This is a genomic window from Pedobacter soli (genome assembly GCF_900101435.1).
Taxonomy (GTDB): Bacteria; Bacteroidota; Bacteroidia; order Sphingobacteriales; family Sphingobacteriaceae; genus Pedobacter; species Pedobacter soli.
Genome location: NZ_FMZH01000003.1, coordinates 27452 through 53604, shown reverse-complemented (window position 1 = coordinate 53604; position 26153 = coordinate 27452). Strand labels below are relative to the sequence as shown.

The window sequence follows — 26153 nt, the reverse complement described above, 5'->3', positions numbered from 1 at the left end:
TCATTCATCATCACAATACAGCACAATGGACGGGCAGAACAGAAAAGACATTTATCCGGGATTAGAAGTCGGAATTATTTTGAAGAAAGATCAAAGATCAGGAAACATTACATACGGTATAGTGAAAGATTTGCTTACTTCATCTGCATTCCACTCCAGGGGAATAAAAGTTCGGCTCGAAGACGGCCAGGTAGGCCGCGTTGCTGAAATTGTGGAAGATTAACGGTGGTATTAAAACTTTATAGCTTAGCATACGTATTATATTTGTAATCAAATTGCAATTAAAGGCTAAAAAAGTAACAAAATAAATTTTGCGTCGTCTATATTTGTATTAACAGTAAATTAATAGCATGGCATTATTAAAATTCATATTCATCACTATATTGGTGCTTTGGCTGATCAGAATGTTGATCAGGTTAATACTCCCTATGCTGTTTAATAACCTGGCGAGTAAAATGCAGAGTCAGGCTACCGGACAGCAACAACAAAGAAGACAAAGACCTGAAGGTTCTATTTCAATCGATTATATGCCACCAAGGCCCGATCAAAGTAAAACAGATAAACTCGGCGATTTTGTCGATTACGAAGAGGTAAAATAATTCTAACCCTGAACTTGTTCAGGGTTTTTTGTTTAAGGCAGCTCTGCTACTGATTTTATAAATTGATTTCGGGCGGTTAACAATTTATGTAGATAACGTTTCAAAAACAATGCATCTACAGCCTGACCCATTAACCCCATTGGAGATTGAAATGCAAAAATATCTGTCATTTCTGTATGTGCACCTAAAGCGGTGAAGTGGTGTTGATGGTGCAATAGCTTAAACGGCCCCTTCAACATTTCATCAACAAAATAAAAAGGCTTTTTCATTGCTGTAATTTTGTTTGTCATCTTAAAACTTATCCAAAAATGATTGGCCTGCCAGGTAACCTGTTCTCCAAGATCGATTAAGCCCGTCAGCTTTCCTCCAGCAACTTTTTCTTTATGACTTTTCATCGATTCTGTGTGTAAATCGAGGCTTCTGGATAAATTAAAGCACTTTTCTATTGATGCATTAATCCTTGTTTTTAAAATCAGGGTTGGCATTAGGTCTATTTTAAAATATCTTTAACAGCACAGTCAATGGTTGGGTATTTAAATTCGAAACCGCCGTTTAAAAGGATTGTTGGCTTAACCCACCTGCTTTTTAGAATCAGCTCGGTTTCGGTGCCGATAATTTTTGCACCAATGGCCAATAACCATGCGGGGGCGGGTAAACCGAAGCTTATACCAAAGGTTTTGCGGATTTGATGCATTAAAACATGGTTTTTAACTGAATTTGGGGCCGTACAATTAATAATTCCGTTAATTTCTTCGTTTTGAAGCAACCACTCTATACTCAAGGCAGCATCCTGCTCGTGCACCCAGCTTACGTATTGCTGGCCATTACCTTGCTTGCCGCCCATACCTACCTTTACCAGATTAAGCAGCCGTGGAAAAGCGCCATCTGCTTTACCCAGCACAATGCCCATTCTTAAAGCAACTTTCCTGGTTTTAGGTGTATTGCTTTCAAAAAAGCAATTTTCCCAGGCTTTACAAACCTCGACTGAAAAACCAGTACCCATTTCGCCGTGTACTTCATCCTGGTAACGGTCTTCGGCGTGACGGTATATGGTTGCAGAAGTAACATTGATCCAAAGTTTAGGTGGATTTTCCATTTGCTGAATCACTTCGCCCAACAAAGCGGTTGGTTGCAACCGTGATTGGATAATTTCTTCTTTGTTTTTGGGCGTATATCTGCAGTTTACGTTTTTACCGCAAAGGTTTACAAGCATGTCGGCATTCTGGAGCGCACTGGCCCATTCGCCGGCAGTTTTTCCATCCCAAACCATCGTTTTAATATTACCCTTTGCAGGTTGGGCCTTCCGTGAAAGGATTACAATTTCATCCGTTATAGGACTGAAATGTTTGGCCAGTACATGACCTAAATAGCCATTGCCACCTGCCAGAACAATTTTGCTGTATTTCATCATTTTAGAATAATAAGATTAAGGCCAGAACAATTAAACGGTAAAGCACCCAGGTTATACTCATGGTTAAGCCTAGGTTTAAAATGCTGCTGCGGCGGAGATGTTCTATAAACATGAGTCCGGCTACCATTAAAAAATAAAGCATAAATAATGTGGGATTGAGTTGAAAGTAATGAGAAACAACAAGTGCAGGCAAAAGCAACAGTGAACCGGCAAAAGAAATAGTCATCATGTTACCCAGATAGTCCCAAAGTTTATCTTTCCGGTAAAAGAGCATAATGATTCCCTGAAAAAACATTTGGCCGCCGCAAATGAAGTATTCGCGGTAGGTTCCACCTAATGGCACAAAAGAGGTTAACAGGCCGGCATAGGCGGTTAAAATACAAGCCGTAACCAGCCATGTAAAAAGTAAATAAACCAGCCGATATTGGATTTTAAAACCGGGCTGTATCGTATTTGCTTTAATTTTTGCCGGGATAATCACCTTTCTGTTGTAAGAAATAAAGGCATAAAACCGCTGCATGAAATAAACAAAAGGACCAAATGAGAACAACTTTTTAAATATTGGCAGGGCGTGGCCGATAATTTTAAACAAGCTTTGGATGCCATAAGTTACCTCGCCGGTTTGCATGTTCACCAGGGCAATTTCATTGGCTGCACGCTGCTTGTCAACCAAAGGACAAATATTGGCAGGCATGTTTTGGTAAGCTTCCCGGCCATTTTTATCCAGCATACCGGTTTTAATAAACGTTTTGGTATAGGCATAACACATGGGGCATTCGTCATCAAACAGAATAACGTGATTTTGGAGTGTTTTCATTTCTTTAAATTTTAGTATTTTCAGTAAAAATTGAAAATTAAGTTTAAAAAATAAAGCCGGACTTAGGTAAGGCTTTTTGGGCTTAGGGTTTAGTGGATAGGGTTTAGCACTTGGTGTTTAATCATGAGCGTTTAGGATGAACATGTCTTGATACTTAATACTCACTACTTGATACTTATTACTTGATACTCAATACCTCTCTCATATCTCACATCTAGCATCTCACATCTCTATTTAAATACCTTCAATATCGATCCCCAGAACCAGTTTTCTTCCGCTTTGAGCATGGTTTCCAAGGTTTTGTCGACATTACCTGCCAGTTTGTTTATATCTGTAATCGATTTTTTGAAAGTCTTAAATTCAGGGTCTTTATCGTCTCCATCAACATTGGAGAGCTCGTTTAAAACTTTCAAAACAGGCTCCAACTCTCTTTTTTTACGCTCTTTGGCCACCTGGCGTGCAATATTCCAAACATCTTTATCTGCAAAAAAATATTCTTTACGCTCGCCGGCTTTGTGTTGTTTTTCAATTAATCCCCAGCCAATTAAATCGCGGAGGGTCATGTTGGCATTACCTCTTGAGATACTCAGCGTTTCCATAATTTCTTCCGTAGTAAGCGCTTCGGCAGAAATTAGCAATAAGGCATGAACTTGCGCCATTGTGCGGTTAATACCCCATTCCGAGCCCAGTTTACCCCAGGCTTCTATGAATTTTAATTTTGCTGCTGCTAATTCCATACACAAAGATAAAATGTTTTATTAAACTTTCAAAAATTATTGAAAGTTTATTTATTCTGAATTTTAGTGCTGCTCCGTTGCAACTGATCTAAAACACCCTGCCAGCTTTGTTCTTTACCATTTACTGATTGAAGTACACTGAGTAAACTCTGGTCAAAGTATACGGCTAACCTGAGTACGGGTAGTGCTAAATCTGGTTTAAACATGGTTCCAGGAGCAAATCCCGCTTCGTTATTCTTCGCCCGGTCGCGGTCGAACTTTACTTTAGTGTGTACATATTCTTCATGTTGCTGTTCTCCCTTTACATAAGGCATTAGCCAGTTAACCGATTTGCGGATCGATGATCCCTTTGGCGATTCGTAGGTGTAAAAATTTGTTCCTTTTGCTCGATCGATGATAATGGCCAGCTTAAGCATGGGTTCTAAATCGTAAATGTGGTAATGCATGGCATCGCGCTCTTTGAAATCGAGGCTGGTGCCATCCGGGTACAAATTAATGTTGATGTGGCTTTTAAGGTTTTCGATGGTCCAGGTAATAAAATCGGCATTGTTTAGTACATAACCAATTTCGCCAACTACTTTTAAGCGATGGGCATTCCAGTTGTTAATGGCGGTTCCCCTTCCCGCTTTCATGCGTTTGCTGTTAATTTCTGTCCATGCTGTTTCGCTAAGCCACTTTTCAATTGTGCTTTTGGCAGCAGGTTCGATGTCAGCTTTGATCAGATCATAGGCCTCTACTGCTTTATCCAGATTGGTATCATCAATTGGATCGCCGTTAGGCCGGTTAATCTTTGCCCAGGCTTCAAGAAATTCTACACATTTGTGGAGATATTTTTGATCACCGCTTAAACGGTATTGTAAAGCCAGTGCAAACATTTTGTTCATATCGGCTAATGCCTGCCGCGTACGTTCTTTTTTAGGATTGCCTTTTAATAAACCTTCCGTGCGGATGGTATCAACAGGATTAGGCTGCTCAGCAAGGCAGTTTGAAGCATTTTTTGCAAAGTCTGCATATAGTTTCCCGGTTTCGGGGTTGTTTTTGATCTGTTTTTTAAGGTTTTTAATTTCATTGGCATTTAAGCTTACCACCTGCGAAAATGCAGTAAAAGCCAAACCCAGTAGTACGATTGTAGCAGCAAACTTTCTCATCTTTAAATACATTGAATTTTTATTCTCTTCTACAAATCTAGTTTTTATTCGCGTTGCATTTAATTTATTACTTTTTTATACCGCCCATTTTTTTATTTTTGACGTTCGTTTAAACTTAAACAAACCTTAATGAATAACTGGTTTAATAAAAATGGCATACACCTGGCCATTATTGCATTTTTTGTAGTCATTACATTTGCCTACTTCAGTCCTGTTTTGCAGGGTAAAGCGCCACAACAAGGCGATGTTTTGCAGGCAAAAGCCATGCAGAAAGAAATTATGGATATTAAGGAAAAAGATGGTAAAGGACCTCTTTGGACTAACCAGATGTTTGGCGGTATGCCAGCTTATCAAATCTGGGTGCAATATCCATTAAATATTACCACTTATGGTATCGATGTAATAAAAGGTGTGTTTCCTGATCCTGTTGGAACAGTTTTACTTTACCTTTTGGGTGCTTATTTATTATTCTGTGTATTAAAAATAAATCCATGGCTTGCTGCGGCAGGTGCCATTGCCTTTGCGTTTACTTCGTATAACTTCATTATAATTGCCGCTGGGCATAGCAACAAGGCGTTGGCCATCGGTTTCTTTGCACCTATTTTGGCCGCTATTATTCTTACGCTCAGAGGGCGTTATTTGGTTGGGGGCAGCTTGCTGGCCCTGTTTATGGCTTTAGAGATCCGCTCTAACCACATCCAAATGACCTATTACCTGTTTATGGCATTGGCTATTTTAGCTGGTATTGAATTATATCATGCCATTAAAGCCAAACAGCTTGCAACATTTGGTAAGGCTATCGCATATATTGTGGCCGGTATATTTTTATCGGTACTGGTAAATGCAGGTACTTTGTGGACCACCTATCAGTATGGAAAAGAAACCATCCGTGGTAAATCGAATTTAACGACTGACAAGGCAGAGCCTTCAAACGGATTAGATAAAGAATATGCTTACCAGTGGAGCCAGGGTGTTGGCGAAAGTTTTTCTTTCTTAATCCCTAACATTTATGGCGGTGCAAGTAGTATCGACGAAATCATTAAACCTGAAAGCAATACCTATAAAGCCGTTGAAAAAAATCTTTCTGGTGTAGATCCACGTCAGGCTATTGGTTACGTTGCGCAAAACCTTGGAACCAACCAGTACTGGGGAAATAAACCGGGTACATCAGGTCCGTATTATTTTGGAGCCATTATCTGCTTCCTTTTTGTGTTCGGTTTATTTATCGTTAAACACCGCTGGAAATGGTGGATTTTGGGAACCAGTATTTTATTGATGTTCCTTTCTTTCGGAAGTAATTTACCATTCATTTCAGATATCTTCTTCGATTACCTGCCCGGTTACAATAAATTCAGAGCGGTAGAATCTATTTTGGCTGTTGTAGGCTTTCTTGTTCCATTATTGGCTATTTTGGCTATTAAAGAGGCACAAGAAGGAAAATATGATCAGAAATATCTGGTTCAGCGTTTAACCTGGTCGGCAGGTATTACGGGCGGCTTTGCCTTGATAATTGCTGTTATGCCTACTGTATTTTTCAGCTTTACACAAGCTAACCAGGCTCAGGTTTTAGATGCATTAACGCAAACCTTACAAAATAACAGAGGTGCTGCAATGGAAATTTTGAATGCCATTGTTGCTGATCGTGTTGCTTTGGCACGTGCCGATGCTTTGCGTACTTTGTTGTTCATTGCCATTGGTTTTGGTATTACCTGGGCCTTTATCACTAAGAAAATGAATATGCAACTGGCTTTTGGTCTTTTGGCTTTGTTTGTTTTAATCGATTTATGGCAGGTAGACCGTCGCTATCTAAACAATCAGAATTTTGTTAACAAATCTGATCTGGCCAGCCACTATCAGCCACGTGATGTAGATAATTTTATTTCAGCTGATAAAGATCCAAACTTCAGGGTTTTCGATTTATCGTTGGGCGATCCGTTTAAGAGTGCCGAAACTTCTTATTTCCATAAAACAGTTGGTGGTTTCCACTCAGCAAGGTTAAAACGTTTCCAGGAGTTGGTAGATCAACAAATGACCAAAAGCATCAATCAGGATGTATTGGATATGTTAAATACCAAATACATCATTACACAAGATCCTCAAAACGGATCGTACAAAATGCAGCGTAATGCTACTGCTGCAGGTAATGCCTGGTTTGTACAAAGTGTGCAGTTTGCTAAAAATGCCGATGAGGAAATGAAAGCGATCAGCAGTTTTGATGCTAAAAAAGAGGCGATTGTAGATGAAAGCTATAAAGATTTAATTGATACCAAACGTTTAGGTACCGGTCAGGAAGGATTTATCCGTTTAACCACCTACAATCCTGATCATTTAACTTACGAATACTCTTCGGCTAAAGATGTAATTGCCGTTTTCTCTGAGATTTACTACAAGGAAGGCTGGAAAATGTACATCGATGGTGTTGAAAAACCATATTTCAGAGCTGATTACGTTTTACGTGCAGCACAACTGGAGGCAGGTAACCATAAACTCGAGTTTATTTTCCACCCAACTGCTTATTACGCAGGAGAGAAAATTTCATTGGCAGGTTCAATCCTGTTATTGGCAGGTTTAGGTTTCGGTTTTTATAACGAAGAAAAGAAGAAAAAGAAAGCCGCTAAGGCTTAAGCCTTAGCCATGAATTTTCAAGCCCCATAGGATTTTAATCTTATGGGGCTTTTTGGTTAATAATAAATCTTATTTCTCAGAATAACCAGCAATTTAACAATTAGCCAGTTTGTACGATTAACCACTTTTAACACCCTTTATCAGATTGGATAATAATTTAACAATGACGTAACATTTGTTTGATAAACAGCGTCTTACCTTTGTATTGTAAATCAGATGATATGTTGGAATCATTTTTTGCCGTGTGTTTGTTAATTGTTGTACTTTATTTCTTTAGCCCTTTTGAGGTAAAACTCGATGAGGAAGAGGAGTGGTAGCACAGTGAACGTATTCCGGAACTGCTTAAACCGAGCGGTAATAAGATTCTTCCCCCTAAAATTTCCCGTTTATGAATAAAAGAAATGTTGATGTAGTCGTAATCTCCGACGTGCATTTGGGCACCTATGGCTGCCATGCTAAAGAGCTTTTGAAGTACCTTAAAAGCATTAAACCCAAAACATTGATTTTAAATGGCGATATTATCGATATCTGGCAATTCAGTAAAAGTTACTGGCCCGAATCGCACATGAAAGTGATCCGTAAGCTGATGAAATTCGTTTCGGAAGGTGTACAGGTGCATTACTTAACCGGCAATCACGATGAGATGCTTCGGAAATTTGATGGCATGGAAATGGGAACCTTTCATTTGCAGAATAAATTGATTTTGGAGCTTGATGGCAAGAAAGCCTGGTTTTTCCATGGCGATGTTTTCGATGTAACCATGCAGCACTCCAAATGGCTGGCTAAGCTGGGGGCAGTAGGTTATGATACCCTGATTCTGATTAACAGTTTTGTAAACTGGGTGCTTACGGCTTTCGGCAGGGAAAAGATGAGTTTCTCTAAAAAAGTGAAAGCTAAGTTTAAAGATGCCGTTAAATTCATCAACAGTTTCGAGCAAACAGCTGCAGAACTGGCCATCGAGAAAGGTTATCAGTATGTGGTTTGCGGACATATCCATCAGGCAGAAAAAAGAGAAATCGCTACCGAAGAGGGAAGTGTGACTTATTTGAACAGTGGTGATTGGGTAGAAAGTTTAACTGCTTTGGAATACGAAAACCAAAACTGGACTATTTTTAAATATGAGCACCAGCATTTTACCAAAGATGAACTGGATGAAGGACTCCTTTCTGATGCAGAAGATTTAAAGAGTAAACTCGATATAAATATTCTTTTACAGAATATAAAATATGAAATTGCCCAATAATTTTAGATATTCGGGCATAAATGAAGATACTTTACGCGATACAGGGCACCGGTAACGGTCATATCAGCAGGGCAAGAGAGATTATTCCTCTGCTTCAAAAATATGGTGAGCTTGATATTTTAGTGAGTGGCACCCAGGCCGATGTTAAACTCAGCCAGCCGGTAAAATACCAGTTACACGGTTTTAGCTTTATTTTTGGGAAAAAAGGCGGTGTAGACCATTATAAAACCTGGCTAAACATGAATCTTTTCCGTTTCAGGAAAGACATGAAAACACTGCCTTTAAAAGATTATAACCTCATAGTTAACGATTTTGAGCCTGTAAGTGCCTGGGCATGTAAACTGCAAGGCATTGAAAGTGTGTCGTTAAGTCATCAGGCTGCTTTTAAATCGAAAAAAGTACCCCGCCCTAAAACTTTAGACTGGGGCAAACTGATTTTGAGCCGTTATGCACCTACCAAATACCATATTGGCTTCCATTTCGATCGTTACGATAGTTTTATCCATACCCCGGTAATCAGGGCCGAGATCAGAAACCTGGAAAGTGTAAATTTAGGGCATTATACCGTATACCTTCCGGCTATTGATGATAAACGTCTGGTAAAACTTTTTACCCAAATGCCAAATGTGAAATGGGAAGTTTTTTCTAAACACAGCAAAGTGGCCTATCAGGAAGGCAATGTTTTTGTAGAACCTGTAAACAACGAAAAATTCAATAAAAGCTTAGCCAGCTGCGAAGGCTTATTTACAGGTGGTGGTTTTGAAGGACCAGCCGAGGCGCTTTATTTAAAGAAAAAGCTGCTTGTAGCCCCTATGCGCTTTCAGTTTGAACAGCAATGCAATGCCTATGCTTTAAAGCAGTTTGGCTTACCCGTTATCTGGGGGAGCACACGCAACTGGTTACCCATTGTTAAAAATTGGGTAGAAAACCCTCAAAAGCACGAATTTGATTTTCCGGACGAAACAGCGCAGATTATTGATGACATGGTGAAGAAATACGCGAGAGTCTAGCTTTAAGCTTTAGTCTTTCTGCTTTTAGCTGTACTCTTAAATTATTTTCTTTACTTTGCCTAATCGTTAAAAAGGCATGATTAATCAGTTTCGAAAGCTAAATCCAGTTAACCTCATATTTTTGCTGGCCTACACATTTTTTATGCGTGTGGCTATTTTTTATGAAACCCCGGCACATTTAAATTTCGATTTTCTGGAGCCCTTTGCGAGGCTTTTAATCAATGTAGATCTCGACAATGCTTTTTCTGCACAAACCAATATTTTTATTGCCGCAGTGTTGGTTTATGTTCAGGCTTTAATCTTTAACAGGATTGTTAATAATCACAATTTACTGGGTAAACCAAGCTTTCTGCCCGGTTTAATGTTCGTAACCGGAACCAGTTTGTTTATGCCCTTCATGACTTTGAACCCGGCATTGATTTGTAATTTCCTCCTGATCTGGATCATTGATAAGTTTTTGAAACTGGGTAAAAGTGCTAATTCGATTAACACTGTTTTCGATATCGGGATGATTATTGCCATTGGTACACTGGTGTATTTTCCTTTTATGGGCATGTTGCTCATGATATTTTTAGCCTTGCTCCTGTTCAGGTCTTTTAACTGGCGCGAATGGGTTGCGGGATTGGTCGGTTTTATAACCGTATTCTTTTTTCTGGCCGTATTTTACTATTGGAAAGATAATTTGAGTTCTTTTTATCAGATCTGGAAACCACTAGGGAATAAGTTTCCATCAGTGTTTAAAATCAACTATAACGATTATCTGGTGCTTATTCCGGTAGCAGTTATCATTATCCTGGCATCATTGCAGCTGCGCGAAAATTTTTTCAGGAGCTTTATCAGTACACGAAAAAGTTTTCAATTGCTTTTTTTTATGTTTATTGTGGCTATAGTTAGTTTTTACCTCAAACCTAACTTCCGTACCTGGCATTTTTTGCTCTGTGTACCGCCGGGCGCAGTACTCTTGGCTTACTATTTTAGCAATGCCAAAAAACGCTGGTTTTACGAAACATTGTTCCTTTTATTTGTGCTTTCGGTGCAGTACTTTCTGTTTGTTTAACCTTTTTTAACAAATAACCGGAACGAAACTTGACAAAGATTAATAGCTTTGTGCATGATTTTAGCGTTAAAGCTTTTTTAGGTTTTAATTTGATGGATAGAATTGAGATCTTCGGAATTTCTAATTGTAAATTTGATAAAGGGAAATTTTAAATGCGCACGTTAAGCATTGATATTGGAAATTCAGCAGCTAAAGTGGCTGTTTTTTCAAATAAAGAAATCGTTCACCATCAGCGTTTTAATAAACTGGGTATTATTGACCTTGCTCAGCTGATAGAGAAATTTTCACCAGATAAATCCATCATAAGCAGTGTTAATCAGGAAATTGGCCAGCTTGAAGGATTTTTGAAAAAACATACTGAATATACCCGTTTTTCTACCTTGTTAACCAACGGTGTGCAGAACAGGTATAAAACACCCGCAACTCTAGGATTAGACAGATGGGCTGCTGTGTTGGGTGCAAACGGATTATTCCCGACAGGTGCAAGTTTAATTGTAGATGCGGGTACTTGTATTACATACGATGTTTTAAGCCAGGCGAAAATGTATTTTGGTGGCAGCATAAGCCCAGGCATAAAGATGCGTTTCAGGGCTGTGCACGAGTTTACCGGCCGCCTGCCCTTGGTTGAGTGGAATGAGCAGGAAGAAATAACAGAAGGAACAGACACACAATCGGCAATTAAAAACGGCGTTTTACAAGGTGTAATAAATGAAATTGAAGGCTTTATTGCCCTAAATAATAAAAAAGAAAGTGCTTTGAAGGTAATTATAACGGGTGGCGATGCTAATTTTTTGTATAAGCAATTACAAAACAGCATCTTTGCGCCTCAAATTATAAAAGATCCCTACTTGGTGTTAAAAGGATTAAATGAAGCTATTGCAGATTAAAATGTACAAAAGAATAAATTATATTGCAGCCATACTCGTTTTAGTTGGTGGTTTAAGTGCTCAGGCACAGGTTACTACATCATCGCCATATTCAAGATATGGGCTTGGTAATATAAAAGGCTCTTTGTTGCCGCAATTGCGGGCGATGGGTGGTATTTCTACTGCTGTAAACAAAGTAAGCGGTTTTAACTACATCAACATGCAGAATCCTGCATCATACGCCGGTATTTCGTTAACCACTATCGATATTGGTATGAGTGCAAGCGTGAATAACTTAAGCCGTGGCAGTTTAAGCGAGAATACCTTTAACGCTACTTTCAGCCATTTAGCGTTTGCTGCACCAGTAGGCCGTAAATCTGCTTTGAGTTTTGGTATTTTGCCTTATTCAGATTTAGGTTATGCTTATCGTAACACAGTTAAAATCGATACCACTTCAGTTGATCAGCTTTATGAAGGCGAAGGTGGCCTATCGAAAGCATATTTCGGCTATGGCTATCGTTTTGGCGATCATTTAAGAATTGGCGCTAACTTAGAGTATATTTTTGGTAACCTGCAAACTACCCGTTCAACCGAATACAGCAACACTATCGTTGGTGCTTATAATGCCAAACTTCAAAATAAAAACAGTGTTGGTGGTTTAGCTTATTCATACGGTATCCAGTATGATTTTAACGTAGGTAAGAAAACATTGGTAACGCTTGGCTATTCGGGTAGTACTTCTGGTAAAGTAAACTCAAGCCAGACTTTTTTTGCTACCCGTTATCTTAGAGATGCAAATGGAAATGAGCAGACCGCATTAGATACTTTGAGCAGAATTGACAAAGGAAAATCGAACCTAACCCTGCCACTAACACATAACTTTGGTATTGCCATTCAGCAAAACGATAAATGGATGATTGGTGCCGATTTTAGAATGAGCAAATGGTCGCAAACTACCATTAATAACGTAAGCCAGGGCTTGCAGGATAGCTGGGGTGCATCATTAGGTGGCCAGTGGACTCCCGATGCTTATTCTTACAACAGTTATATGAAACGTGTTGATTATCGCTTAGGTTTCAATTACGATAAGACCTATATTCAGGTAAACAATCAGAATATTAAACAAATGGGTGCTTCTTTGGGTTTTGGTTTCCCGCTGCCATCAGCAAACGGAGGTACTGCATTTTATAAAATCAACTTTACAACCGAGGTTGGCCAAAGAGGAACTTTAAACAATAATCTGGTTAAAGAGCAGTACATTAATTTCCATTTGGGCTTTACCTTAAACGATACCTGGTTCCGTAAGTACCGCGTAGATTAATGAAATTGAAAACATTTTTATATGGTCTGTTTCTGGCGTTGCCATTGTTTTTGGCTTCTTGTGGAGACGACGATCTAAAAAATGCCAATTCGGTTTCGGCAGGAAAGGTTACCTTAACCCGCGACCGTACTATCGGTGTCGAAATCATTTACAGTGATTCGGCAAGGGTAAAGGCAAAAGGCTATGCACCCATACTGGATAAGATTACCCCTTCAAATGGAGGTGCTTACCAGGAAATGATTAAAGGTGTAAAGATCGATTTTTATAATCCCCAGGGTACGATAGATGGAAACCTGGTTTGCGATTATGCCATCAGAAAAGATACCGAGCTCAAAACCGAATTCCGGAAAAATGTAGTGGTAAAAAATAGCAAGGGTGATACTTTTTCTTCGCAGGAATTAATCTGGGATGAATCTAAGAAGATTTTCTATTCTACCCAAACAGTTGATATTTTGAGTGTGAACGGAGATTTTACCCGGGCAAAAGATTTTAAAGCTCCTCAGGATTTCAGTACTTATGAAATGGGACCCGGAACTGGTGAAATTAATTCGAAGGGAACTTTATAGCCGGAGTGGTGGCCCTTAACTTGATATAATGTGGTAGAGATAAAATGGGTGATGGATTAAGAAACCATCAAAATACAGTGGTTTTGGAGCCAGCTTTACAGGCAAATCCAGCGGTCTTCCACCTGCCATTTTACTTCTTCCATTGCACTAATAATTAAGCGTTTGATAAATAAAATTTTGTGTTTTCTTTTTTAACGCAAATTTGTATCTTGCGCCCTCTTAAAAAAGAACTAAATAAATTTATAATTACAATATGGGATTAATGACATTTTTGCGTAACCGTGCAGGCTATATCCTGGTCTTTGCAATCGGTTTTGCAATTGTTGCATTTTTAGTAGGTGATGCAATTAACGTAGGTAAACCTTTTTGGTCTGCAAATCAAAAAGTTGTCGGATCTATTGATGGTAACGAAATCAACATTGATGAATTCGGTCCAAAAGTTGATCAGGGTGTAAACCAAATGAAACAACAATATGGCGGTAGTGCAAATGCACAAATGACTGCTATGGCTGTAGATCAGGCCTGGAATGCAGAGCTGGCTAAAGTATTGTTAACAAAAGAATACGATCGTTTAGGTTTAACTGTATCAGAAGATGAATTGTATGATTTATTGCAAGGCCAGAACCCTAGCCCATTAATTAAACAATATTTTTCTAACCCTCAAACCGGACAGTTAGACCGCGTAACCCTGATGAACTTCTTAAAATCAAAAGAACCTCAGGCTTTACAACAATCTGATATGTTACAGCAGGAGATTAAAAACCAGGCGTTACAAACTAAATATTCTAACTTAATCCGTAATTCGGTTTATGTAACTTCTTTAGAAGCTACTGATGAATATAACAACCGTAACAAACTGGCTAACTTTAAATATGTAAGTTTAGATTATACTTCTATTCCTGATGCATCAGTTAAATTAACTGATGGCGATTTTTCTGAATATTATGATCAAAACAAAGCACGTTTCAATAACCCAACTGAAACCCGTGCTTTCGAATATGTAACTTTCAGCATTAGCCCAACTAAAGCCGATTCATTGGCGATTAAAGCTCAGGTTGATAAAATCGCTGCAGATTTCCAGGTTGCTAAGAACGATTCACTTTTCGCAGCAATCAATTCTGATGTTAAAGTTCCTTTTACTTACCTTTCAAAAGGTAAATTAGATCCGGCTGTTGATTCTGCAGTATTTGCATTACCGGCAGGCAGTTTCTATGGACCTAAATTATCAGGTAACTCTTATAAAATTGTAAAAGTTGTAGCCAGCCGTTTCTCTCCTGATTCGGTAAAAGCAAGCCACATCTTAATCGATCCGGCTAAAGTTGGTGGCGAAGATAAAGCAAGCAAATTAGCCGATTCACTAAAAGGCTTAATTTTAAAAGGAGGCAACTTTGCTGAACTGGCTAAAAACTACAGTGTAGATGGTTCAAAAGATAAAGGTGGAGAGCTAGGCACATTTGCACGTGGTACCATGGTTCCTGAATTTGAAAATGCTGCTTTCGATGGTAGTACCGGAGATATTAAAGTAGTTAAATCTCAGTTCGGTTACCATGTAATCAAAATCGAAAAACAAATCGGTTCTTCTAAAGTAGCTAAATTGGCTTACGTAGAAAAAACTTTAGCTGCAAGTAGCAAAACTCAGGCAGCTGCCTATAAAGCTGCAAGTAATTTCCTTGCCGATGTAAAAGGCGCCGATTTTGCTAAACTAGCTACCCAAAAAGGATTAAAAGTTGCCGTTGCAGATAGAGTAGCCGCTACTCAAGGCTTCGCGGCAGGTTTAGATAACCCACGTAAATTAATCCAGGATGCTTATGCAGCTGATAAAGGTGACGTATTACCTGAAATTTACACCATGAGCAATGCTTATGTAGTAGCACGTTTAACCAATGTGAGTCCTAAAGGTACCCTATCATTAGCTGATGTTAAGAAAGAAATCGAGCCAATGGTGCGCAATGCCGTTAAAGCAAAACAGTTAAAAGAAAAACTGGCTAACGCTGGTAAAGGAAATATCGATCAGGTTGCTGCTAAAGTTGGCCGTCCGGTTAGTCCAGTGCAGAACATTGTATTTGCTAACCCTGTAATTCCGGGCGTAGCACAAGAAAATGCTTTGGTTGGTAGCGTATTCGGTTCTCAGCCAGGTAAACTATCTGCTCCTGTTCAGGGCGAGCGTGGTGTATATGTATTCTCAGTTGATGGATTTACAAACCCTGCACCAATTGCCAACATGTTTAAGCAAAAAGAAGGTATGTTATTGAGCTTAGGTCAGCGTTCTTTAGGAGCAGCTTTCCAGGCTTTACAAGATAATGCACAGATAAAAGACAATCGTGTGAAATTCTATTAATTAGAAAATACGTAATTTTGTAACCGTTCCGATGATTCATTGGAACGGTTTTTTTATTTAAGGCCATGGAAATTCAGGAAAACATCATCAATAAAGTAGCAAATAGTGGTTTAATCACCTTAAACTTAGAAGACTTTTATCATAAGGGCGAAAGAGTGCTTTATGATATTGTAGATAATCTTTTTCATGGTTTGATGCTGAAGGAGAAAGATTTTAGGGAGTTTATCAAAAATCACGATTGGGCGCAGTACCAGGATAAAAATATAGCCATTATCTGTTCTGCTGATGCCATTGTGCCAACCTGGGCTTATATGCTTTTGGCCAACAGGATGAAACCCTATGCCAACGAGGTGGTATTTGGTGGATTGGATACTTTGGAAGCTGTACTCTTTTCCAAAGCACTGGCTAAAATTAATCCGCAGGATTATGCCAATGAGCGTGTAGTGGTAAAAGGATGTGGTGATATTGAGGTGCCTGTTTCTGCTTATGTAGAAGTGACTAACCTGTTAACACCAGTGGTTAAAAGCATCATGTTTGGCGAGCCGTGTTCTACCGTTCCCGTTTATAAAAGAAAAGATTAAAAATTGGTTTGCTTTTTGTATATCTTCATGAAGAAAAGAATATATTTCCTTTTTTAAACACGAGGGTTCTTTTCTGTACACACACAAATGAATACAAAAGCGATGAAAAAACTGTTTTTAATAGTCACGGCGGCATTGTGCGGTTTCTCAGCACTGGCGCAGGAACTCCCACTGAAGAAAGAAGCCGTATTTCAGGAAGGAGAAGTTTTAAAGTATAAACTGCGTTATGGTTTTATTACTGCTGCAGAAGCGACCATAAAGGTTGCCAGCTCAGATTTAAAGTTTGATAACAAGCCCACTTATAAGCTTACGGTAGACGCTGAAACTTCTGGGACATTCGATATCTTTTATAAGGTTAGAGACCATTACGACACCTATATTGATAAAACGGATCTCTTGCCTTACTTCTACCAGGAAAACATTCGTGAGGCAAGTTATCGCCGCCAGGATAAGGCGAGGTTTAACCAGGATGGGAAAAAGGTCGTATCGAACAGAGGTACTTTTACCACCCCAACTACCCAGACATTCGATCTGGTATCGGCTTATTATTTTGCCCGGAGCCTTGATATCAGTAAAATTAAGGTGGGCGATAAATTTAAATTGAACTATTTTTTGGGAGATGAGATTTCTGCCCTCGAAGTAGAATATATAGGCAAAGAAACCATAAAAAGCAAGTTGGGTAATATCCGCTGCTTGAAGTTCAGTCCATCGATTAAACCTGGCCGAATCTTTAAAAAAGACAGCAGGTTATATCTGTGGGTAACTGATGATGGAAACCGGGTGCCTGTAAAAGCGCAGGTAGAAATATTGGTTGGCGCGGTAACTATGGAATTAAAATCAGCTGAGGGGCTGAAATATGCTTTAGCAAAAGAATAATGATGATAGAAGTTGAACAAGTGCTTGTGCACGAGGATGTATTAAAAGAAAACTTTGTTTGTAATTTAAGCAAATGCAAGGGGATCTGTTGTGTTGAAGGCGATTCGGGTGCACCTTTGGATAATGAGGAGAAAGCGATTTTAGAAGATATTTATCCTAAAATCAAACATTTGCTAAACGAAAAAGGGATTAAGGCCATTGAAGAGCAAGGCGTTTATGTGGTCGATGAAGACGGTGATTTAACGACTCCCTGCGTTGATAAAAATAAAGAATGTGCCTATGTGCTTTTCGAAGGAGGGATAACTAAATGTGCGATAGAAAAAGCTTACGAACAAGGATTGGTAGATTGGCAGAAACCCATATCCTGCCACTTGTACCCTATCCGCATTACCAAATATCCGGAATTCGAGGTGTTAAACTACGATCGCTGGCACATCTGTCATGATGCCTGTACCTTTGGCCGTGAGCTCAAAGTGCCGGTGTATAGCTTTTTAAAAGGACCACTTATTCGTAAGTATGGGGAAGACTGGTACAGAGAATTGGAAAGCTCTGTTGCAGCGATGTAAATGTAATATTCGTGAGGATTATTCTAAATAAGTCTCGCATCGTTTAGTTGTAGTAACGAGGTGGCAATCTTATGGTGCCTTCTATTTGCCGTACTCATTTTTGCATGCTGAATGCTGTTAATATATTTGCCTGAGATTTATTTTGTAGGTAGATGAACTTCCCTGCTGCGTCAATTTTATCACGATCCTGCTAAAAAGCTCTTTTTTTGCAAAAATAACTATTCAAAATGGATTAGGGCTAATACATTTCTTCTTTAATAGGTATTCATTCATTTCTTTGAAATATCCGTTTGGAGGCTGTATGTCTCTGTTAGCGGCTTTGTTACTCAAAAATTGATATAGATCACTATGGTGATCATCAGAGAAATAATTTTTATATCCCGAGTTTTATCGTAAACCACCTAGTCTGGATTTCAGAGAGGTAAATGGTTTAAGTTGAGCTATGAAAAAATTAAATCAGTGTAATCATGATCACAATGTCTCCTTCCGTGGTCATTCTAAAATGTTAGAGTTTGAATGGATAGAGGGGGAATCAGTTAGTTTAAGGATTTTACAGTTGGGGTACGTTTTTGCAAGAGACGAAACAGAGCTATTAAAAGGGGAATACCAATGAAAAAGGAAAGAATAATTGGTACAATCTACCCACGTAAAGTAATGTGCCGTTTGACAGTCGATGATTATCAGCAGCTCAAAGCTGAATCATTAGCTCTTGGGCTACCGCTATCGGATTATTTCAGGCGACTCATTTTTGATCGAAGAGCCCATCTGGTAGTCAATGCCGCAAAACTAGTTGAATGGTTGGACAAAGTTGCTGTAGAATCTAATTTCTCAACTGATGCTCTAATAAACTACCTCAGTGTTCAAGTTCGTGATCCAAATAATCGGGAACATTTTGATAAGGTGTATACATTAGCAGGGGCGTGCTTGACGTCTCAACAGGATATCGAAAAGTGTATCAAACGGCTCATTCAGTTAATGGGTAAATGAATATCCGGATTTTTTATTCTTGATAACAAAATAGAAATGATTGTCGAGTTTCTTTCCACCAGTAACAAGTTTTCTGCGGTGAGTTATAATGGTGACAAGCTTTCCTCAGGAAGGGCTGAGCTATTATGTGTTAAGAATTTTCAGTCTTTACAGGTCTTGAGGAAACCCAGAGTAGCTGATTATAAGGCCTATCTGCGCATGATTGGATCGCTGAACCCAAAGGTCAAAAATAAGCAACTCCACGTAAGCATCAGCGTTGAAAAAAGTAAATGTGATAAGCATGCGCTTATGCAGCTAGGAGAAAAGTGGTTGGAAAAGATGGGATATAGCAATAACCCATATCTTATTTATTTCCACAAAGATACTGCTAATAATCATATCCATATGGTCTCGGTAAGAGTAGATAAGAACAGGAAAGCAATTCCCTCACGCTATGAGAAGCTAAGAGGGACAATGGCATTGCATGACCTTATCGGTTTCGATGCCGTCGCCCAAGCTAAATCCGACGCGAATAAAGCACTAACTTATGGCTTTTCAAATATTGACCAGTTTGTGGCTTTGCTAAAATGTTTGGGCTATTCCAGTTATCTCAGAAATTCATCTTTACATTTGGTGAGGCATCACAGGACCCTTCATTCGATCGATCTGCATTTGATTAATAATTTGATAGGTCGCTATCAACCAAGTCAAACTGCCCAGAGAGCCCTGCAAGGAATATTTAATATGTTCTTGAAAATTGCTGCAGGTGAACCTAAAAGACACCCCTCCTTTTGGCATAGCTATCTAAAGAATAATTATAAATCCGATTTAGGAAATTTATTGTCTGAGAAACTCAATATTAATATTGTCTATCACCGTAAAAATAAAGAGGCTTCTGGATTTACAGTTATTAACCATAATACCAGACGGGTGCACCAGGGCGAGGATATTGTAGAATTTGATAAGCTTGTCAGGCGTCTGGACAGACCTGAAGCATTCTTTGATGGTGAGGTAATCCGGTTCTATGAAAATGGTGAGGTAATCCGGTTCTATGAAAATGGTGATGCAAAGATTAAAGTATGGCAGGAGACTTTTTCTAAACAGTCTAGTTTAAGAAATGATGAGCCAGAGGATAAATATAGAAAAAGGGGGAGATAATGATTCATTTTGAAAACACGAATCTGAGCTATTTTTGCGATTGTTGACTGCTATAGAATAATTTTTGGTTAATCAATTGATGTTTTTCTTTAAAATCTTGTCAATGATTAAATGTTTTTTTAATTATTATTAACACTAAAAGTCAAAATTAGTTGTTATTCAAGTAAATCTGAGCTAATTTAGCCAACTGAAAATCATTTGATAACTGTGAAAAAAATCTTAATTACTGGTGGAGCGGGCTTTATTGGTTCTCACGTAGTCCGCCGTTTCGTTAATAACTATCCTCAATATGAGATTGTAAATCTAGACAAATTAACCTATGCAGGTAATCTGGCTAATTTAACTGATATCGAAAATAAACCTAATTATCGGTTTGTAAAGGAAGATATTACTGATGCTCAAGCAATTGATGAGCTTTTCAAAACCGAAAATTTCGATGCCGTAATTCATTTGGCAGCAGAAAGCCACGTAGACCGTTCTATTTCTGATCCAACCGCTTTCGTGATGACGAATGTGATCGGTACAGTAAACCTATTAAATGCAGCCAGGGCTTATTGGAAAGGTAGCTATGATCAGAAACGCTTTTATCATGTAAGTACAGATGAGGTATATGGTGCTTTGGGAGATGAAGGAATGTTTACAGAAACTACTGCTTATGACCCACATAGTCCATATTCAGCATCAAAGGCCAGTTCTGATCATTTTGTTCGTGCGTATCATGACACTTATGGCATGGACTGTGTAATTTCCAATTGTTCAAATAACTATGGCTCACATCATTTTCCTGAGAAATTGATTCCGTTGGCTATTAATAATATTAAAAATAACAAACCTGTACCCGTTTATGGTAAAGGCGAAAATGTGCGCGACTGGTTATGGGTTGAAGATCATGCCAGAGCAATTGATGTGATTTTCCATAATTCAAAAGCCGGCGATACCTACAACATTGGTGGCCACAACGAATGGAAAAATATCGATCTAATTAACCTGTTGTGCAGCATCATGGATGAAAAGTTAGGTCGTGAAAAAGGTGAATCGGCTAAACTGATTACCTATGTAACTGACCGTGCAGGGCACGACTTGCGTTATGCTATCGATTCCACTAAACTTCAAGAGCAGTTAGACTGGGTACCAAGTTTACAGTTTGAAGAGGGGTTAGCTAAAACTGTCGATTGGTATTTGCAAAATGAAGACTGGTTAACCAATGTAACTTCGGGTAACTATCAATCTTATTACGAACAACAGTACAGTCATAAATAATGGAAATTGAACAAACAGGATTAAAAGACTGCCTGATTATTAAACCCAGAGTATTTGAAGATGCCAGGGGGTATTTTTTTGAAAGTTTTAACCTAAATACCTTTGAAGAGAAGACTGGCTTATCTGGTAGGTTTGTTCAGGACAATGAATCTTATTCTTCTTATGGGGTAATTCGCGGATTACACGCCCAAATTGGAGAGTTTGCACAGGCCAAGTTGGTACGGGTGGCCAAGGGTGAGGTATTGGATGTAGCCGTTGATGCTCGCCCAAGTTCGCCTACATATGGTAAGCATTTTGCAATACGTTTAAGTGCTGAAAATAAACTCCAGTTGTACATTCCGCGTGGATTTATACATGGTTTTTCGGTATTAAGTGAAACTGCAGAGTTTTTGTATAAATGCGATAATTTTTTCAATAAAGCTTCGGAAACGGGTGTAATTTACAACGATGCCGATCTGAATATAGACTGGTTAATCCCAGAAGCTGATCAGGAAGTATCTGAAAAAGATTTGCTTTTAAAACCTTTTTCTGCATTACAACATATATGAGTAAGATATTAGTTATTGGTGCCGGCGGCCAGTTAGGCCAGTGTTTAAGAATCGTAGCCGTGCGTAGGGGAATTGTTGACATCGTTTTTCCCGCGGAACAAGATGCCAATATTTTAGATGAAAGTATCTTAAATGCACTCTTAGCCAAAGAACAACCAGTATTTGTAATTAATTGCGCAGCTTATACTGCAGTAGATAAAGCTGAAGATGAGGTTGAGTTAGCTAAAGCCATAAATGAGACCGGAGCTCGCTATTTAGCATCCGCCTGTGCTACCCATGATGCGGCTTTGGTGCATGTTTCTACTGATTTCGTTTTTGAAGGCAAAGCAGTAAAACTGTTGACAGAAAATGATGAAGCTAAGCCTATCAATGTTTATGGTGTGACTAAACTCGATGGAGAAAAGGCCGTTACAGCTATTTTGCCTGCTCATTATATTGTCCGCACTAGCTGGTTGTATTCCGAATATGCCAATAACTTTGTTAAAACTATGCTGAAGCTGGGTGCTGAACGGGATGAGCTGAGTATCATAGCTGATCAGGTAGGCACACCAACTTACGCTATAGATCTGGCCAATGCCATATATGATATCATTGAATCGGGCCAGACAGATTATGGCATTTATCACTATAGCAATGAAGGGGTAACTTCATGGTTCGATTTTGCGAAGGCTATATTTGATATTAGTCGAATGGAGGTTAAGGTAAATCCGATTCCAGGATTGGCTTATCCAACGAAAGCCATTCGTCCCCCGTTTTCAGTAATGGATAAAACGAAAATCAAGACTACTTTTAACATCAAAATCCCTTACTGGAAAGATAGCCTTGCGGCTTGTATAACGCAGCTTGGCTAGCGGTTTTCGGGAACCAATTAACAACTACAATTAATAAATACAGATAATTAACAAGAAATGAGCGGTTGTTGTTACAAATGACTGAACAAATAAACTAACTACAATACTATGAAAGGTATAATTTTAGCCGGAGGTAGCGGCACGCGGTTGCATCCCTTAACACTTGCTTGTAGCAAACAGATGATGCCAGTTTACGATAAACCGATGATTTATTATCCACTTTCTACCCTGATGTTGGCTGGAATAAAGGAGGTTCTAATCATTTCTACTCCACATGATTTGCCAAATTTCCAGAAATTATTGGGCGATGGTACTGCATTGGGTTGTAAATTTAGTTATGCGATACAGGCAGAACCAAATGGTTTAGCGCAAGCTTTTGTAATTGGCGAAGAATTTATAGGTAAGGACAAAGTTGCACTGGTATTGGGCGATAATATTTTTCATAGTGACGGATTAGCTAAATTATTACAAGCCAGTTCTGATCCAGATGGAGGTGTCGTGTTTGCTTATCAGGTATCAGATCCGGAACGTTATGGCGTTGTTGAATTTGATGAAAATAAAAAAGCCATTTCAATTGAAGAAAAACCAGTAACACCGAAATCGGATTATGCTGTGCCTGGTTTGTATTTTTACGATAATGAAGTGGTCGAGATTGCTAAAAATATTAAACCTTCTCCACGCGGTGAATATGAAATTACCGATGTAAACCGTATATATTTAGAACGTGGTAAATTAAAGGTTGGTGTATTAAGCCGTGGTACTGCCTGGTTAGATACCGGAACTTTTACTTCTCTAATGCAGGCTGGACAGTTTGTACAGATTATTGAGGAGAGACAGGGCTTAAAAATTGGTTGCATTGAAGAGATTGCTTACAGAATGGGCTTTATCGATGCGGATCAACTTAAGGCTATAGCTACGCCATTGATTAAAAGCGGATATGGTAGCTACTTATTAAAGCAAATTAAATAGATTAAATTGAATTTCTGTGACATTGCTAGGGTTTATAGATCCAGAAATGATCTAAACGTACGTATTTTTAAGTTTCAAATTTTCTTCGATGCTATTTAATTCCTTGAGCTTCGCAATATTTTTGCCTATAGTTTTTGTTCTCCATTGGTTTTTCTTTAAGAAGAAACAATCCCAAAATATCCTTCTTTTAATAGCAAGTTATTTTTTTTATGCTTGCTGGGATTGGAGGTTTTTGTTCTTATTAGTTTTCTCGACATTATTAGATTACTACACAGGAATTAAGATGGCTGAAACGGGTAACAAAGTTAGAAAATTCTGGTTTTGGCTTAGTATAGCTGTTAACTTAGGGTTTTTGGCTGTATTTAAATACTTCAATTTTTTTGCTGATTCTTTTGCCGAATCAATATCTCATTTGGGATTCCATGTTAATCCGTGGGTATTAACTATTATCTTACCCGTTGGAATTTCCTTTTATACTTTTCATGGTCTTTCATACGTAATAGATATCTATAAAAAAAGAATTCCTGCTGAACGGAATTTTGTAGACTATTCTCTTTTCGTTAGTTTTTTTCCATTACTTGTTGCGGGACCTATTGAAAGAGCAACTCACCTTCTACCCCAGATAAAGAAAAAAAGAGAGTTTGATTATGCAAATGCCATCGATGGTTTAAGACAGATTTTATGGGGCCTATTTAAAAAGGTTGTTATTGCGGACCAATGTGCCAATTTTGCAAATTTAATATTTAATAATGCTGAAAATTACTCAGGTAGTACCTTATTGCTTGGAGCTTTATTTTTTACCTTTCAAATATATGGTGATTTTTCAGGGTACTCGGATATAGCACTTGGTACTGCAAGATTATTTGGCGTCGATTTGCTTAAAAACTTTAACTTTCCATATTTTTCAAGGGATATAGCTGAATTTTGGAGACGCTGGCACATATCTTTATCTTCATGGTTTAAGGATTATTTATATATTCCTCTAGGAGGTTCCAAAGGTGGAACACTTGTTAAAGTAAGAAATACATTCATAATATTTTTGGTAAGTGGATTTTGGCATGGAGCTAATTGGACATTTATAGCTTGGGGATTTTTAAATGCACTCTATATAATGCCATCAATTATTTTTAATAAAAATAGAGTAAACATGGATATTGTTGCACATGGCAAGCGTTATCCAACGCTCAAGGAACTTTTTTCTATAGTCCTCACTTTTTTTCTGACTGTGATGGCATGGATTTTCTTTAGGTCACCAAGTATACATTATGCGTTCGAGTATATTGTAAATATATTCTCTAGTTCGCTTTTTACTTTGCCAAAATTTGTTGGCATGTCATCGGCATTGGGAGTGCTTTTTGTAACCATGTGCTTTTTTATCATAGAGTGGTTTGGTCGAGAGCAAAATTATGCTATAGAAAAAATAGGTTTACGCTGGTCTAGGCCCTTGAGGTGGACTGCTTATTACATTTTGGTATTTGCAATTTTATATTCATCAGGCGGTGAACAGCAGTTTATTTACTTTCAATTCTAACAATGAAATCTTTCTTAAAACAATTATTTATTTTTGCGCTTTGTGGATTTGGAGTTATGCTCATTTTTATAATAAGCTACTGGATAAATGATCCATTCAAAGTTCTTAAAAAGTATAGCGATTATTCTTATCCTTTTGTGATACCTAATAGAGATGTTATCTCGACAGAAATGCTTGTTAAAAATTATCCTAAGTATCACTATAATTCATTTATTTTTGGTAGCTCGAGAACTTTGGCTTATAGACCAAGTTCTTGGGCGAAAAAATTAGATGAAAGGGATAAAGTGTTTATGTTTGATGCCTCTGCGGAATCTATATATGGTATATATACTAAGTTAAAGTTTCTTGATTCTAGAAATATTGATATAAAAAATGCCTTAATTATTCTTTGTAGAGATGTTTCTTTTTTAAATAAAGCGAATCACCAAGGTCATTTATTTATTAAAGATCCTTTAACTTCTGGCGAGAGTGAATTTGATTTTCAGGCGACTTTTTTTAAAGCCTATCTGAGCCCCAAATTTTTTTTTAGTTACTACGCTTATTTGAATACAAAAAAGTATAAGCCATTCATGGCAGGCTACATAGAAAATAGAAAGATAAGATTTGATCCTGTTAATAATGCAATAACAATACTTGATCAAGAGGATGAAATCACAAATCATACTAAAAGATATTATGAGGTTAGGGATAAGCTATTCTATAAAAGAGGTAAAGAACAAATAGATAGCGTTGTTGAAATTAACAATGAATTCAATTACATGCTAAGTGAGATTAAAAGAATCTTGGTTAAACATAAAACTAACTACAAAATAGTTTTGAGCCCCCTTTATGAGCAGATTAAGTTCAATCCGAAAGACTTGAAAAAATTACATAGTTTATTTGGAGAAAATGTGTACGATTTTTCTGGAAAAAATACTTTCTCAGATAAAGTCACAAACTATTATGAAATAAGTCATTATAGGCCAATAGTAGGCGATACTATTCTAAATATTATTTATAAATAATTTATTTAGTTTTGGATGGGGATAATTGCTTATTTGAAAATTATTAGCTCTAAGATCATCATTTGAAGAGCAAGCTTTTGTGCTTAAAACGGAGCACTCCTGATA

26 protein-coding genes are annotated in these 26153 nt (G+C 38.1%); 21 read left to right on the top strand and 5 right to left on the bottom strand.

The annotated features are described in order from the left end of the window. Positions 1–25: 25 nt before the first annotated feature. A complete protein-coding gene (locus BLR37_RS07575; RefSeq protein WP_090766720.1) occupies positions 26–223 on the top strand; it encodes a YwbE family protein in 198 nt (65 codons plus the stop codon). A gap of 127 nt (positions 224–350) precedes the next feature. Next, positions 351–599, top strand: a complete 249-nt coding sequence (locus BLR37_RS07570; RefSeq protein WP_090766717.1) for a DUF4834 family protein — start codon at positions 351–353, stop codon at positions 597–599. A 32-nt stretch (positions 600–631) separates the two neighbouring features. Here BLR37_RS07570 and BLR37_RS07565 read toward each other — a convergent pair whose 3' ends face one another. From BLR37_RS07565 to BLR37_RS07545, 5 genes are all read right to left on the bottom strand, one after another. Then, positions 632–1084: an SRPBCC family protein gene (locus BLR37_RS07565; protein WP_090766714.1), complete on the bottom strand. Its 453-nt coding sequence runs from the start codon at positions 1082–1084 to the stop codon at positions 632–634. A gap of 5 nt (positions 1085–1089) precedes the next feature. Continuing rightward, positions 1090–2010 (bottom strand): TIGR01777 family oxidoreductase, encoded by a 921-nt coding sequence (locus BLR37_RS07560; RefSeq protein WP_244154617.1) that lies wholly within the window; start codon positions 2008–2010, stop codon positions 1090–1092. A gap of 1 nt (position 2011) precedes the next feature. After that, positions 2012–2827 carry a DUF393 domain-containing protein gene (locus tag BLR37_RS07555; RefSeq protein WP_090766711.1) on the bottom strand — a complete coding sequence of 272 codons (816 nt, stop codon included), beginning with the start codon at positions 2825–2827 and terminating at the stop codon, positions 2012–2014. Between the two features lie 230 nt (positions 2828–3057). After that, positions 3058–3564, bottom strand: coding sequence for a GbsR/MarR family transcriptional regulator (locus tag BLR37_RS07550; RefSeq protein ID WP_039475933.1), 507 nt, complete (start codon positions 3562–3564; stop codon positions 3058–3060). A 47-nt stretch (positions 3565–3611) separates the two neighbouring features. Further along, positions 3612–4712, bottom strand: a complete 1101-nt coding sequence (locus tag BLR37_RS07545) for an alginate lyase family protein (RefSeq protein ID WP_167356566.1) — start codon at positions 4710–4712, stop codon at positions 3612–3614. A 129-nt stretch (positions 4713–4841) separates the two neighbouring features. Here BLR37_RS07545 and BLR37_RS07540 point away from each other — a divergent pair, with 129 nt between their 5' ends. From BLR37_RS07540 to BLR37_RS07450, 19 genes are all read left to right on the top strand, one after another. Then, entirely contained in the window at positions 4842–7337 is a 2496-nt protein-coding gene (locus BLR37_RS07540) for a YfhO family protein (RefSeq protein ID WP_090766704.1), read from the top strand. Between the two features lie 388 nt (positions 7338–7725). Continuing rightward, the gene (locus tag BLR37_RS07535; protein ID WP_090766700.1) at positions 7726–8580 is read left to right on the top strand and encodes a UDP-2,3-diacylglucosamine diphosphatase; all 855 of its coding nucleotides are present in this window, start codon (positions 7726–7728) and stop codon (positions 8578–8580) included. A 20-nt stretch (positions 8581–8600) separates the two neighbouring features. Further along, positions 8601–9590, top strand: a complete 990-nt coding sequence (locus BLR37_RS07530) for a glycosyltransferase family protein (RefSeq protein ID WP_090766698.1) — start codon at positions 8601–8603, stop codon at positions 9588–9590. 76 nt (positions 9591–9666) lie between these two features. Next, positions 9667–10647 carry a DUF6427 family protein gene (locus tag BLR37_RS07525; RefSeq protein ID WP_090766694.1) on the top strand — a complete coding sequence of 327 codons (981 nt, stop codon included), beginning with the start codon at positions 9667–9669 and terminating at the stop codon, positions 10645–10647. Between the two features lie 152 nt (positions 10648–10799). Further along, positions 10800–11534 (top strand): type III pantothenate kinase, encoded by a 735-nt coding sequence (locus BLR37_RS07520; RefSeq protein WP_090766691.1) that lies wholly within the window; start codon positions 10800–10802, stop codon positions 11532–11534. 1 nt (position 11535) lies between these two features. Beyond that, complete coding sequence (bamG, locus tag BLR37_RS07515) at positions 11536–12834, top strand: BamG family beta-barrel-assembly machinery protein (protein WP_244154616.1); 1299 nt, start codon at positions 11536–11538, stop codon at positions 12832–12834. Beyond that, positions 12834–13400, top strand: a complete 567-nt coding sequence (locus tag BLR37_RS07510; RefSeq protein WP_039475910.1) for a hypothetical protein — start codon at positions 12834–12836, stop codon at positions 13398–13400. The genes bamG and BLR37_RS07510 overlap by 1 nt, the downstream gene beginning before the upstream one ends. Before the next feature lie 253 nt (positions 13401–13653). Next, positions 13654–15738 (top strand): peptidylprolyl isomerase, encoded by a 2085-nt coding sequence (locus BLR37_RS07505; protein ID WP_090766685.1) that lies wholly within the window; start codon positions 13654–13656, stop codon positions 15736–15738. A 65-nt stretch (positions 15739–15803) separates the two neighbouring features. Next, the gene (locus BLR37_RS07500) at positions 15804–16319 is read left to right on the top strand and encodes a DUF2480 family protein (protein ID WP_090766682.1); all 516 of its coding nucleotides are present in this window, start codon (positions 15804–15806) and stop codon (positions 16317–16319) included. Between the two features lie 102 nt (positions 16320–16421). Further along, entirely contained in the window at positions 16422–17195 is a 774-nt protein-coding gene (locus BLR37_RS07495) for a DUF3108 domain-containing protein (RefSeq protein WP_090767815.1), read from the top strand. A 2-nt stretch (positions 17196–17197) separates the two neighbouring features. Continuing rightward, entirely contained in the window at positions 17198–17761 is a 564-nt protein-coding gene (locus tag BLR37_RS07490; protein ID WP_090767812.1) for a DUF3109 family protein, read from the top strand. A 609-nt stretch (positions 17762–18370) separates the two neighbouring features. Beyond that, positions 18371–18748, top strand: coding sequence for a hypothetical protein (locus BLR37_RS07485; RefSeq protein ID WP_090766679.1), 378 nt, complete (start codon positions 18371–18373; stop codon positions 18746–18748). Positions 18749–18784: 36 nt separating this feature from the next. Next, positions 18785–19885: a relaxase/mobilization nuclease domain-containing protein gene (locus BLR37_RS07480; RefSeq protein WP_090766676.1), complete on the top strand. Its 1101-nt coding sequence runs from the start codon at positions 18785–18787 to the stop codon at positions 19883–19885. Between the two features lie 207 nt (positions 19886–20092). Further along, positions 20093–21145 carry a dTDP-glucose 4,6-dehydratase gene (gene rfbB / locus BLR37_RS07475; protein ID WP_090766674.1) on the top strand — a complete coding sequence of 351 codons (1053 nt, stop codon included), beginning with the start codon at positions 20093–20095 and terminating at the stop codon, positions 21143–21145. After that, positions 21145–21693: a dTDP-4-dehydrorhamnose 3,5-epimerase gene (rfbC, locus tag BLR37_RS07470; protein ID WP_090766671.1), complete on the top strand. Its 549-nt coding sequence runs from the start codon at positions 21145–21147 to the stop codon at positions 21691–21693. The genes rfbB and rfbC overlap by 1 nt, the downstream gene beginning before the upstream one ends. Continuing rightward, entirely contained in the window at positions 21690–22544 is an 855-nt protein-coding gene (rfbD, locus tag BLR37_RS07465) for a dTDP-4-dehydrorhamnose reductase (protein WP_090766668.1), read from the top strand. Before rfbC ends, rfbD begins: the two co-directional genes overlap by 4 nt. 108 nt (positions 22545–22652) lie before the next feature. Beyond that, a complete protein-coding gene (rfbA, locus tag BLR37_RS07460) occupies positions 22653–23513 on the top strand; it encodes a glucose-1-phosphate thymidylyltransferase RfbA (RefSeq protein WP_090766665.1) in 861 nt (286 codons plus the stop codon). Between the two features lie 103 nt (positions 23514–23616). Continuing rightward, entirely contained in the window at positions 23617–25044 is a 1428-nt protein-coding gene (locus BLR37_RS07455) for an MBOAT family O-acyltransferase (protein ID WP_244154615.1), read from the top strand. A 2-nt stretch (positions 25045–25046) separates the two neighbouring features. Further along, positions 25047–26048: a hypothetical protein gene (locus BLR37_RS07450; protein ID WP_090766660.1), complete on the top strand. Its 1002-nt coding sequence runs from the start codon at positions 25047–25049 to the stop codon at positions 26046–26048. Positions 26049–26153: the final 105 nt, after the last annotated feature.